This window comes from Variovorax sp. P4_D9 (assembly GCF_056401695.1).
In genome coordinates this window covers 1-11,577 of sequence record NZ_JBFUIU010000249.1, presented here as the reverse complement: position 1 = coordinate 11,577, position 11,577 = coordinate 1, and the positions used below count along the sequence as shown (strand labels likewise).

12 protein-coding genes and 4 pseudogenes are annotated in these 11,577 nt (G+C 65.4%); 9 read left to right on the top strand and 7 right to left on the bottom strand.

What is annotated here, in order from left to right; translation table 11 throughout:
* Window positions 1–528: hypothetical protein (locus AC1DY5_RS24815; RefSeq protein WP_478115666.1), on the bottom strand; the 528-nt coding region annotated here is incomplete at its 3' end.
* 333 nt (window positions 529–861) lie between these two features.
* Window positions 862–1,110 carry a hypothetical protein gene (locus AC1DY5_RS24810; RefSeq protein ID WP_478115664.1) on the bottom strand — a complete coding sequence of 83 codons (249 nt, stop codon included), beginning with the start codon at window positions 1,108–1,110 and terminating at the stop codon, window positions 862–864.
* A gap of 334 nt (window positions 1,111–1,444) precedes the next feature.
* Here AC1DY5_RS24810 and AC1DY5_RS24805 point away from each other — a divergent pair.
* The 3 genes and pseudogenes from AC1DY5_RS24805 to AC1DY5_RS24795 all read left to right on the top strand — a co-directional run.
* Window positions 1,445–2,206: pseudogene (locus tag AC1DY5_RS24805) on the top strand (DUF924 family protein); the annotation flags it as partial.
* Between the two features lie 231 nt (window positions 2,207–2,437).
* Window positions 2,438–3,103, top strand: coding sequence for a peroxiredoxin (locus AC1DY5_RS24800; protein WP_478115670.1), 666 nt, complete (start codon window positions 2,438–2,440; stop codon window positions 3,101–3,103).
* A 467-nt stretch (window positions 3,104–3,570) separates the two neighbouring features.
* Window positions 3,571–3,765 (top strand): annotated as a pseudogene (locus AC1DY5_RS24795) (carbonic anhydrase); the annotation flags it as partial.
* Between the two features lie 262 nt (window positions 3,766–4,027).
* Here AC1DY5_RS24795 and AC1DY5_RS24790 read toward each other — a convergent pair.
* A pseudogene (locus tag AC1DY5_RS24790) lies at window positions 4,028–4,308 on the bottom strand (thiolase family protein); the annotation flags it as partial.
* Window positions 4,309–4,330: 22 nt separating this feature from the next.
* Entirely contained in the window at window positions 4,331–5,215 is an 885-nt protein-coding gene (locus AC1DY5_RS24785) for an alpha/beta hydrolase (RefSeq protein WP_478115662.1), read from the bottom strand.
* A gap of 97 nt (window positions 5,216–5,312) precedes the next feature.
* Between AC1DY5_RS24785 and AC1DY5_RS24780 the strand changes: the two genes are divergently transcribed.
* Window positions 5,313–5,672 (top strand): helix-turn-helix domain-containing protein, encoded by a 360-nt coding sequence (locus tag AC1DY5_RS24780; RefSeq protein ID WP_478115660.1) that lies wholly within the window; start codon window positions 5,313–5,315, stop codon window positions 5,670–5,672.
* A gap of 456 nt (window positions 5,673–6,128) precedes the next feature.
* On the opposite strand, the gene AC1DY5_RS24775 is transcribed toward AC1DY5_RS24780, so the two are convergent.
* Complete coding sequence (locus tag AC1DY5_RS24775) at window positions 6,129–6,464, bottom strand: FadR/GntR family transcriptional regulator (protein WP_478115658.1); 336 nt, start codon at window positions 6,462–6,464, stop codon at window positions 6,129–6,131.
* Window positions 6,439–6,828 carry a FadR/GntR family transcriptional regulator gene (locus AC1DY5_RS24770; protein ID WP_478115656.1) on the bottom strand — a complete coding sequence of 130 codons (390 nt, stop codon included), beginning with the start codon at window positions 6,826–6,828 and terminating at the stop codon, window positions 6,439–6,441. The genes AC1DY5_RS24775 and AC1DY5_RS24770 overlap by 26 nt, the downstream gene beginning before the upstream one ends.
* 258 nt (window positions 6,829–7,086) lie before the next feature.
* Here AC1DY5_RS24770 and AC1DY5_RS24765 point away from each other — a divergent pair, with 258 nt between their 5' ends.
* From AC1DY5_RS24765 to AC1DY5_RS24745, 5 genes are read left to right on the top strand one after another with little or no spacing between them, the layout of a single operon-like run.
* A complete protein-coding gene (locus tag AC1DY5_RS24765; protein WP_478115654.1) occupies window positions 7,087–8,046 on the top strand; it encodes a mandelate racemase/muconate lactonizing enzyme family protein in 960 nt (319 codons plus the stop codon).
* Complete coding sequence (locus AC1DY5_RS24760) at window positions 8,010–8,150, top strand: hypothetical protein (protein WP_478115672.1); 141 nt, start codon at window positions 8,010–8,012, stop codon at window positions 8,148–8,150. The genes AC1DY5_RS24765 and AC1DY5_RS24760 overlap by 37 nt, the downstream gene beginning before the upstream one ends.
* A gap of 2 nt (window positions 8,151–8,152) precedes the next feature.
* A complete protein-coding gene (locus AC1DY5_RS24755) occupies window positions 8,153–9,112 on the top strand; it encodes a 2-hydroxyacid dehydrogenase (protein ID WP_478115652.1) in 960 nt (319 codons plus the stop codon).
* 38 nt (window positions 9,113–9,150) lie between these two features.
* Window positions 9,151–10,317 carry a Bug family tripartite tricarboxylate transporter substrate binding protein gene (locus AC1DY5_RS24750; RefSeq protein ID WP_478115650.1) on the top strand — a complete coding sequence of 389 codons (1,167 nt, stop codon included), beginning with the start codon at window positions 9,151–9,153 and terminating at the stop codon, window positions 10,315–10,317.
* A complete protein-coding gene (locus tag AC1DY5_RS24745; protein ID WP_478115668.1) occupies window positions 10,235–11,158 on the top strand; it encodes a Bug family tripartite tricarboxylate transporter substrate binding protein in 924 nt (307 codons plus the stop codon). Before AC1DY5_RS24750 ends, AC1DY5_RS24745 begins: the two co-directional genes overlap by 83 nt.
* A gap of 139 nt (window positions 11,159–11,297) precedes the next feature.
* Here AC1DY5_RS24745 and AC1DY5_RS24740 read toward each other — a convergent pair.
* Window positions 11,298–11,577 (bottom strand): annotated as a pseudogene (locus AC1DY5_RS24740) (cyanate transporter); the annotation flags it as partial.

Sequence of the window (11,577 nt, the reverse complement as noted above, 5' to 3'; positions counted from 1 at the left end):
GTCCACGGCGAAGGCAGGGTGGGAGTGCATGGGGAAGGCGCCTTTGGACCTGGTGTCGTAGGTATCGGTGGAGTCGATGGGGTCGGATACCCGACAGCAGGCGTCATTGGCAGGGGTGCCACCAAGCCCTCCGATGGTGGGTTGCACGGACCAGGGCTGGTCGGTCTCGCCGGTGGCAAAACACCTATGCCCGGCGAGAGGGTAACCGGGAATGTCGGTGTCTTCGGCCAAGGCACACCAGGTCAGGTATTCACAGATGAGCGTCCGATCCAAACCACGATACCGGGCCCTGGCATGGTCGGTGTGGGCGGTTCGGCCAACCTTGATGGCCACGACATCAGTGCGCCCGGCGTCGTTGGTTTTGCAGGGAGCATTGCGCGTCCAGACCTGACTCAGGTGGACTTGCTGGCGAATTCCGGTGTCTATGGATTTGGGCAAACCGGTGTTACAGGCGAGGGAGAGATCGGCATCAATGGAGTTGGTAGTGGCGACTGTGGCGGCGTATTTCAGTCCGAAGCAGGACCGCAAATTCGACTGGTCCCATACACCGCCCGAGATCCTGGCAATGATTTACTTCACTCAATACCGACCACTGCCTCGGTGATTGCCAATCCAGCGAGTAGCCTGCCGGCCGTCGGGCAAGGCGGCGACCTCATGTCGATCGCGGATCGCAATGGTCATTGCACCCTTTGGTTCTGTGTCCGGACGGGCGGAAACAATCCACTCCCTCCCGCGCAATGGGCGCAAGTCCTTCTTGGGCCATCGGTCGCCGCATAGGCCGACGACGGCCGTCATCGACCGCTTCGGGCGCCGGATCTGCCAAATGCAATCGGAACAGCGTTTCCGGGATCGGAATCCGTTTCAGATCGCAGAAAGTCCCGGACTAGTCGGCCAGTTCGATCGCCGGCGCTCGGCGATGGCCTCGCCGCTATCAGACTTCCATTCGCTTTGCATGTTCAGGATGCGAAAAGCGTTCGCGAACCGGTCATTGCGCATCGTGCAGACGAAGCGCCTGCCCTCGAAGAGCGGTGACGTGCCGCGTAGCGTAAGCCGATGTTGGTGCGGTGCGAGATCGGCCAGGCTGTCCCGCGGTTCGATGCAGCGAATCATGCGATGGCATCCTGCGGTCATTGTGACACCGGGGCACTCAGGACTCAGCCACTCGGCGCTACACCGAACGGACCGCCCAACCTGTGTTGCGCGGCAGCACCCATCGGTTCAATGGGGTACGTTCCGAAGCGATGCCCGCTACGATGCGACGCCTCATGGCCGTCCGCGCGCCAATTTGGCGGACGCCGGATCCATATCGTTCTCACCGCCTGAGTCGGCTGCAGCTGGCCGACGACATCGCGGGACTCATCGATACGCTCTAGATACGCAAGGACGTCGGGACAAATCGAGACCAATGATGTAGATTGTTTCGCCTTCTCCAGGAGACCCGCAAATGGCCGATCTGTTGTCCATGCTGATGGACCTGTTCTCCGCGGAGAACCCTCCGGAGGTGCTGGGCCGCCGTATCCAGCAGAGCCTGCAGGTGATCCTGGCGGGCCTCGACGGACGCGAGACCCTGTCGGAAGCAGACACCGAGACATTGCGGCGCGAACTGCGCATGCTGCTGAAGCTCGAAGGCATCCAGATCGCGGCCGCCGAAATCGACAAGGCCGAGCAGGTGTTGCAGTACATGCTGCGACCGAACATCGAGGAATGCCTCAACCTGTGGTTCGGCAAGTCCGAGCAGACCGACCAGGAGATCTGGACCCGCTTCGGCGCCGACGTCGCGCTGGCCGCCAAGGGCCACTACGACCACTGGGCACTCGACGTCGACCACCCGCGCCTGCTGGTGGCGCTGGTCATCATCCTCGACCAGTTTCCGCGCAACATGTACCGCGACACGCCGCAGATGTACGCCTGCGATACGCGTTGCCGCGACCTCGTGAAGCGCGGCCTGCGCGTCGGCGTGGCCGAGCGGCTGCGCCCGGTCGAAAGGGTCTTCCTGTGCCTAGTTCTGACCCACTCCGAGGCGCTCGACGACCAGCACCTGTGCATGGAGGAATGGGGACGCGCGATGATCGAACTGGCGTCCGACGACCCGCTCAATGCCTTCCACGAAATCTTCCAYCGTCACGTCGCCGTGATCCAGCGCTTCGGCCGCTTTCCCCACCGCAACAAGGTGCTGCAACGCGCCAACACCGCGGCCGAGAACGACTTCCTCGACAACAGCTCGTTCCGCTTCGACCTGCCGCTGGTGCGCGGCCCGGACGGCGACTTCGTCTTCGCGGGCTCGGTCAAGCGGCGCATGGTGAAGCTGCTCGACCATGAATACCAGACGCTGCTGCCGGATGTCGACGAGGCGCCGCACGGCGCCTTCGAGTTCAAGTACCTCGGGCCGGACAAGGTCTTCAGCAAGACACAGGAGCAGCTCAAGAAGCAGGGCTACATCCGCATCGGCGACAGCGTGCCCGACTTCCATGCCGAGACCAGCCTGGGCCCGATCGACTTCCACGCCTTCATCGGCGATTGCTGGTGCGTGCTGTTTTCGCACCCGGCCGATTTCACGCCGGTGTGCACCACCGAGTTCGGCGCCACCGCCAAGCTGGCGCCCGAATGGAGCGCGCGCAACGCCAAGGTGATCGGCCTCAGCGTGGACGGCGCCGAGGACCACGCGCGCTGGATCGCCGACATCAACGAGACCCAGCACACGACCGTCAACTTCCCGATCATCGCGGACAAGGAACGCCGCGTGTCGATGCTGTTTGGCATGCTCGATCCGACCACCTTCCGCCACGGCGACCATCTCGGCGAGACCATGACGGTGCGCAGCGTGTTCATTATTTCGCCGGCCAAGCGGGTCGAGCTGATCATCACCTACCCGGCCTATATCGGCCGCAGCTTCGACGAGATCCTGCGCGTGCTCGATGCGCTGCAGCTGTCGGCCCGGCACCATGTCGCAACGCCGGCCAACTGGCACCCGGGCGACGACACGGTCGTGCTGCCGTTCATCTCGGACGAGGAGGCCGAGCAGATGTTCGCGGAGCAGGGCGGCTTCCGCAAGGTGCGTCCCTATCTGCGCTACGTGCGCGATCCGTCGTTGCGCATCTTCTGATTCATCAATCTGGCCAATGCACCATTAGCTGGCCGTGCATTGTCCCGATCCGGCGCTCCTCGTAGCATCGGGCCGCAGCCGGCCGATAGGGCGTTTAACGTCCGCTTCAACGCAAATTCTCAGACGACTTCGAAAGACTCCTCCTGGCCGGGACCGCCTGTTCGCCAAACTCGCCGATCGCAGTCCTTGGCCAACCGGCGATCACGCCGAAGGTCAGCTGCCAGGCACGGCCGCGAACTGGTGCTCGCGGCCACTACCGGAAGTTCACGAATGACAGCGTCCCGGCGCCTGAACTTCGGCCGATTGGCGACTTGGCTCCGCCCGGCCAGCAATCGATCACCACCAGCGTGGATGTGAAGCAGACGAAGCCGGATGAAGTGCTCACCCTGATGCAAAGTTCGGCGTTCCCGCCAAGCTCGAGATCAAGGACGGACGCTCCGTCACGACAGTGGGCGGCGCCCCCTTCGATGTCACCATCTACAAGGTCGGTGACAAGTACGTGGCCGCCCGCCGGCTTCGCGAACGACGAAGCAATTCGCCCAGGATTCTTCTCCCGTTTGGCGCAGCAGCAAACCCCGCGGTACATGTGGATTGGATGCGCCGACAGCCGCGTTTCCGCGAACGAGATCACTGGACTCGATCCCTCGGTTGCGATCCTCCATTGCCGCGGAGTGAATCCACGCTGTGAGGCCGATTCCGGTCGTTCAGCAGCGAAGGACACCTTGGCATCAACTTCTGGTCACAAGGTACTGCAGTCATAGCCTGCCTGCTTGCCCACTGGCGACCGGGCGCCCTCGACTTTTCAAATGCCGCTCTTTTCTCCATCGAAGTGGGAGCTCGGGCCCTAACCGGCTGTACGTTGCGCTCCAAAGCGGGCTGTCGTGCAAGCGTTAGTGACCAGTGATGACTTCTCGTTTGCGTGCGCGCCGAGACGATGGCCTGTAAGCCCGAGGCGCACAGCCGGTTGACGGTGAAGGCCGGCGTCGACGGCGGCCACGCGCGAGAGGCAGGCGTCCTTCGCGTCGGTGGGAATCATGTTACCCAAGACCACGTGGCCGATTGTCGGGTGCGGCGCCGCTGCGCTGCAGCGCAGCCTTGACGGCCGTGATGGCCAGCTGAGTGCTGGGCATGTCCTTGAGCGCACCGCCGAAGGTGCCAATGGCGGTGCGGACGGTGCCGAGGACGACGATGTCATCGAGGAGCATGAGGGTCTCTGTTCGGTAGATTTCAGGCATGGGCGCGTACGAAGGCGCCGATGCGGTCGACGGCTTGTGCCGCCTCTGGAAGGATGGCCGCGAAGAAGGGCCAGATGTGGACCATGTCCTGCGCGATCTCGAGCGTGACGTCCACGCCCGCGGCGCGCGCCTTCTCGGCCAGTCGCGTCGCATCGTCGTGCAAGATCTCGTGTGTGCCGACCATCACGAGCAGCGGCGGCAGCCCCCTCAGTTCGGCATAGAGCGGCGAGGCCAACGGGTTCGTCGGGTCGCCCTGCTCGCCGAGATAGCGGCGTGCATGCGCATAGGTGCCGGGCACGCTCACCATCGGATCCATGTGCGCGCGGCCGCGGATCGACTCACCGGTCTTGGCGAGGTCGGTCGAAGGCGAGATGCACACAGCCGCCGGCAGTGGATGGCCCGCACCGCGGAGCGCCAGCATCAGCGACAGCGAGAACCCGCCGGCCGAATCGCCCGCGACCACCACGCGCGAGAAGCCGCCAGGCTGGCGCGCGAGCCAGCGGCCAGCCGTGACTGCGTCGTCCACTGCGGCCGGGAACAGATGCTCGGGCGCGAGCCGGTAGTCCACCAGCAACACGCGCGCGGCCGCGGCGCGCGAGATGCGGCCCGCGAAGGCGCGGTAACTCGGCACCGAGCCCAGCACGTAGCCGCCACCGTGCAGGTAGAGCACCACGCGGCCCGGATCAGAGCCCGGCGCCTCGACCCATTCGACGGGCACGCCGTCGGCCACGTCGGGCGTGTACTTCAGGTCATCGGCCGGCGGAAAGCGCGCGGCCAGCGCTTCCCAGCCCGCACGGGCGTCGTCCACTGAACGCTCGCCCGCGAGTTGCGACGTGCGGAACACGGCGAGCAGGGCATCAAAATCAGCACTCGGCATCGAATAGTCCTTGGAACTGTAGGATTGAAAAGCGGATGCGCTCAGGCGGCTCCTTTCCCGAAGGCGAGAACCGCTTCCGCCGTTGATCTGCGGCCCGGTGGAAGCCGCGACCACCGCCATGTCGGTGTTCAAGACGCTGAGGTGCGGCAGGGCCGGCCCTGATGAGATCGCGGCGAAAGTCGGACTGTCGCGTGCGCACTTCTTCGCTCTATTTCGCGATCAGCTCAATACGACACCTCAGGTGTTCTGGAGCGGCGTGCGGGTCGAGGAAGCCATGCGCCGCGTTGCCGAAGGCGGCGCTCTGACCGAGGTCGCAATGGATCTCGGTTTTTCAGCGCCAGGCAATTTTTCGCGTTTCTTCAAGGAGCACACCGGCGTCTCGCCGTCGATCTTCAAGCGGGCGGCGCGCGATCCGTCGCCTGTGACCGTTACCGGCATCCCCAGGGAGCGGATTTAGGGGCGACGGCGTCGATACAGTCCGAGCGCATTGCCAAATCCTGCTTCGGTGCGAACTCGCTCGGCGTCCGTGACCCGGACTTCTGGATCAGACTGGGCGCTGGCGTTCGCTTCCGTCCTTCCAGGATTTGCCAGCCGTGAACTTCACAGCCTTACTCGCCTTGATGGTGTCAACAACGAGCACCCGGCCACGGTGGAAGATCGGGCCGCTCCTGTCACTGGGAAGGTGACTTGCTGTTCGGAGGAACGAGCAGCCAGATCTGCACTCCGGCGCGATACCTCTATTCGGGTTCGCAGCGACCGAAGGACATCACGAGCAACACCGCTTCAGATTGCCCTACAGAAGTTCCCCGAGGATATTCGACAGATCGGACTGGGCCCCGGGAACCCCGGCTCGCTGCGTGTCGAAGCAGTCGGTCAACGCGAATTCCAAAGCCGTATTACTCCAAGCAGGGAGTCAGTGGCCGAACAGCCGCGTGATCCCCCCGCGCAGGTGCGCCTCCATCGCCTGCCGCGCGGCGGTGGCATCTTGCAGCTCGATGGCTTGTTCCACGGCCGCGTGCTCCTGGCACACACCAGTCCGGCGCTCGCCGCGAGGTCGCCCTGCCAGGCTGCGAGAGAGCCCGATGCTGAAGCGGGTCTGCGGGGCCAGCGCCGTCATCGTCATGCTGAAGAAGCGATTGCCGCAGCACTGGGCCACCGCGTCGTGGAAGGCGATGTCTTCCTCCACCGCGTCGCTTCCATCCGCCAGCGCCTGCTCGAAGCGCTCACGGCACAGGCGAAGGTGATGCATCTCGTCCGCGGTGCGCATCCGTGCCGCACGGGCAGCGGCCTCGCCTTCCACGAAGCCGGAATTCGAGGAAGGCGCGGATGTCCGCGATGTTGTTCAGCGTGCTGAGCGAGGGGGGCCTGGCCTGGGGCAGCGCATCGGTGACGAAAGTGCCCGAGCCCTTGCGCGCGTAGACGCGGCCCTCGTCGCGCAGGCGCGCCAGCGCCTGGCGCAACACCGGCCGCGATACGCCCAGGCGTTGCGACAGGGCCGTTTCGCCGGGCAGCCGGGCGCGCGGCTCGAAGCCCGGCGTGCCGAGCAACTGCAACAGGTCCTCGTAGACCTTGTCGCCCAGCCGCCGATCCGCCGAAATGGTCAATGAAGTCATATGACAGCTTTATACAGGGTAAGCACAGAATATCTCGCGTTGACACCTATTTTCCCGATACGGAAAATTCGATCAACGCTATTTTGGCAATTAAAGATATAAAAAGCTGTCAATCATGTCAATCATGTCAATCATCCGATGCCTCCGCACCTACCGCCTGCCGGACCGACCCAGCCTGATCTGGCTCGAGCTGGAGACGAGCGACGGCCTCGTCGGGCTGGGGGAGACCTTCGCGGCGCGGCTTCGGTCGAGACCTGCTTGCATGAGGAACTCGCGCCCGGGCTGCTGGGGCGCGACGCTCGGCACATCGAGGGCATTTCGCGCCACCTGCTCACGCCGTACGTGGGCTACAACGGCTCCGGCGTGGAGGTGCGCTCGGCCAGTGCCATCGACATCGCCTTATGGGACCTGGCCGGCCAGCGCCAGGGGGTCCCCATCCACGAAGCACTGGGCGGTGCGGCGCGCCCGAGCGTGCCGGTCTACAACACCTGTGCAGGCTATAGCTTCAACACCAGCGGCAAGCGTCGCGACATCGGCGCGGACGACCAGTCCCAAGGGCCTTACGACGACCAGGTTGCCTTCATGCGCGATGCCGGCGCCCTCGCCGGCAGCCTGCTGGACGAAGGCTACAAGGCCATGAAGATCTGGCCCTTCGACATCTATGCACCGGCCARCGGTGGCCACCTGATCAGCCTGCCCGACCTGGAAAAAGGCCTGGAGCCGTTCCGCCGCATCCGCGAGGCCGTCGGCAACCGCATCGAGGTGATGTGCGAACTGCACAGCCTGTTCGGCAACCACTCGGCCCTGCGCATCTGCCAGGCGCTGGAAGACTACGGCGTGTTCTGGGTCGAAGACCCGCTGTGCAAGATGGACGACGCCGCCAGCCTGGCCGACCTGCGGCGCCGCACACGGGTGCCGGTGTGCGGCAGCGAGACGCTGGGCGGCCTGCGCCCCTTCCGCGACCTGCTGGCCGCCGACGCGCTCGACGTGGTGATGCTCGACCTGGCCTGGTGCGGCGGCTTCACCGAGGGGCGCAAGATCGCGGCGCTGGCCCAGGCCTACAACCGGCCGCTGGCGCCGCATGACTGCACCGGCCCCGTCACGCTGATGGCCGGCCTGCAGATGGCGCTGCACGCGCCGACGGCCATCTACCAGGAGGTGGTGCGCGCCACCCTGGCCACTTGGTACCGCGAGACATCGTCACCGACCTGCCGGTGATCCGCGAGGGCATGGCCCAGCCACCCGTGGCGGCCGGCCTGGGCACTCGTCTGCAGGACGCCTTCAAGCAACAGCCGGGCCTCGTCGTCCGCGAAAGCCGCTAGCCATGCACATCCAGATCGTCGGGCTCCATGCGCCCAACGCGCCACGCTTGCGCGCGCTGCTCGGCCCGGAGCACCAGGTCGAAGCGCTCGAGGCCTTCCCCGAAGCGGGCACCATCGAGGCCGACGTAGTGATCGGCAACAGCGTCAGTGCCGACGTGGCCGCGCGCCTGCGCTGCCGGCTGCTGCAGGTGCCCGGCGCCGGATGGGAACAGGTCGCCTGCGAGTCGCTGCCTTCCGGAACCACCGTGTGCAATGTGCACGGCCACGAAGTGCCGATCGCCGAGTTCACGCTGCACGCGATCCTTGAACACTGCCTGCAGCTCTGGCAGTACCCGCCGCGACTCGATGCGGCCGCCTGGGCGCAGGCCTACGCCCAACGGGCCCCGCACGACGAAGCCCACGGCAGGACCCTCGCCATCCTGGGCTTCGGGCACATCGGCCAGGAGATCGCGCGGCGCGCGCGGGCCTTCGGCATGCACGTGATCGCCGTCACGAGCAGCGGCAGGCAGGGGCAGGCGGAACTGGCGCACGAGTTCGTCGCCGTGTCGGCACTGGACGATGTGCTTTCCCGGGTTCAGGCACTGGTGATCTGCTGCCCACTGGACGACAGCACGCGCGGCCTGATCGGCGCGCGCCAGCTCGCGCTGCTGCCCGCGCAGTCCCTGCTGGTGAATGTGGCCCGCGCGGAAGTGGTGGACGAGCAGGCCCTGTACGAAGCGCTGCGCGACAAGCCCCGCGCGCGCGCCGTGCTCGACGTCTGGTACCAGTACCCGAAGAAGGGCCAGGCGCCAGTCGATCCGTCGCGGTGGCCGCTGCACGCTCTGCCGAATGTTCGCGCCACGCCTCACATCTCGGCCATCACGCCGGACCTGCTCGAGCGGCGCTACCGCTTCATGGCCGGGAACATCACGCGCCTGCAGCAGGCGCAGCCGCTCCTGAACGTGATCTACCGGGCGCCCTGATCGCCTCCCCTTGCGTCCACACATCCACGGAGAACCCCATGAAAGCCGAGACTTCAACCACGCTGTCCTCTTCCACCCTCGCCAGGCGCACGCTGCTCGGCATGGCCGCCGTGGCGATGCTGGCCGGCGCATCCCTTCCGGTCCATGCAGAGGACGCGGCGAGCTACCCCAGCAGGATGATCCGCATCATCGTGCCCAACCCGGCGGGCGGCACGTCCGACGTGCTGGGACGCCTGCTGGGGAAGGAGTTGGGCGACATGTTCAAGCAGCCGGTGATCGTGGAAAACAAGGCCGGCGGCAACGGCAACATCGGCGCGGCGTTCGTCGCCAAGTCCGCGCCGGACGGCTACAACCTGCTGTTGCTTGACATGAGCGTGCTGACCATCGGCCCCAGCGTGGCTCCGCAGCTCAGCTACAACCCGCAGAAGGACCTCACGCCCATCGCGATTCCGGCCTATTCGCCGCACCTGCTGGTGGTCCGGAACGATCTGCCGGTGAAGAACATCGACGAGCTCGCCGCCTACGCCAAGAAGAGCGGCAAGCCYGTGACCTTCGGCACGCCGCTGGCTTCGATCAGCCAGCTTGCGGGCATCCTGCTCGCGCAGAACCGCGGCTTCGAGTTCAACGTGATCGGCTACAAGGGCGGCTCCCAGGCCCTGGCCGACCTCGCGGGCGGCCAGATCGACAGCGCGATGGCGAGCGTGGTCGCCACCAACCAGCTGGTGCAGGGCGGCAAGGTCAAGGCCATTGCGGTCACCAGCGCCAAGCCGTTTGCGGCGACCCCCGGCGTGCCGACCGTCGCCTCGCAGATTCCGGACTTCGTCACGGGTTCCTGGCAGGGACTGCTGGCGCCCGCCAACACACCGCCTGCCGTGCTCGACAAGCTTCAGGAGGCCATGCAACGCATCGTGGCGCGCCCTGAATTCGCCAAGCGCCTGGAGGAACTCGGCTCGGAGCCATCGGCCATGAACCGCCAGCAGATCGCGGACTGGATGCGTACCGAGACACAGCGCTGGGGCAAGGTGGTCAAGGACACAACATCAAGGCGGAGTAGTGATGAATCTCATGAAAAATCAGATGACCGCGTTCGTGGCGGCCAGCACTCTTGCACTTGGTGCTGCAATGGCTCCGTCGGCCCAGGCGCAGGCCTGGCCCCAGAAAGCGGTGACGATCGTCGTGCCTTTTCCGGCCGGCGGTGCGACTGACATGCTGGCGCGTGCTCTCGCCGCGAAGATGCAAGCGAACTTGGGTAAGTCCTTCGTAGTTGACAATCGTGCAGGTCCCGGTGGCACCATCGGGGCTGCCCAAGTGGCACGCGCCCCCGCCGATGGCTACACCCTACTGGTCGCATCGCTGGCGCCCTTCTCGGTGGCGCCGCATTTGATCAAGAGCCTGCCTTTCGATCCTCGCAAGGACTTCGATCTGCTCACGGTCGCTGTTCAGGCACCAAACGTACTGGTAGTGCCAGCGGCCTCGCCGCACAAGACGCTGGCAGATCTGCTCACTTTCGAGAAGGCCAATCCTGGCCGCATGACCTTCGCATCTTCTGGCAACGGTGCATCCGACCATCTCACAGCGGAACTGATGTGGCAGCGGACCGGCACCACCGGGGTTCATGTGCCCTACAAAGGCGGTGCGCCTGCGATCTCCGACCTGCTAGGCAATCAGGTGGATGCTTCGTTCCAGAATGTCAATGCGGTGCTGTCGCAGATCAACGCCGGCAAGCTGCGCGCATTGGTCACCACAGGCGACAAGCGCTCGCCAGTGCTGGCTGATGTGCCGACACTCGCGGAAGCTGGCGTCAAGGACCTGAGCGTGTATTCGTGGCAAGGCGTGGCAGCGCCGAAGGGCCTGCCGGCAGACGTGAAGCATAAGATCCATGCCTCATTGATCGCCGCGCTCAGCGATGCGGAAGTGAAGAAGAAGTTCGCCGAACTCGGGCTCGAAGTCGTCGGCAACACCCCCGAGCAATTCGCCGCCTTCCAGCTGGCCGAGTACGCGCGTTGGAAGAACGTGATCGAGACCGGAAAGATCACGGCTGACTGAGCCAAAGGCTAACGAGGACTGGCGTAGATCCAGCTCCGGTCGAAGCCCCGGTGTGATGATGTGAACCTTTGATTTGGAGAAGCCGAGCCGACTGCGTTCCCGTGGGAAGCCCCCGAGGCCGTGCGACGTGCTGGGCTTGTCAGCCGCCGCGATCGCCGCGCAACACGACCATCCGCCTGCCTGCACCCCAGCCGCTCCATGCCATGCCCGCCGCGATGACCACCATCAACATCGCAGACGATTGAAAGCCACCCGTCCAGCCACGCAGCAGGCCTGCGATGAGCGGACCTGCGCTGGCGAGCACGTAGCCCCAACCCTGCGCCATGGCCGAGAGCCGCGCCGTCACCGTCGCGTCGGGCGATCTCATCACGATCAGGCTGAGCGCCAGCGCGAACCCCCCGCCCTGCCCGCAGCCCAAC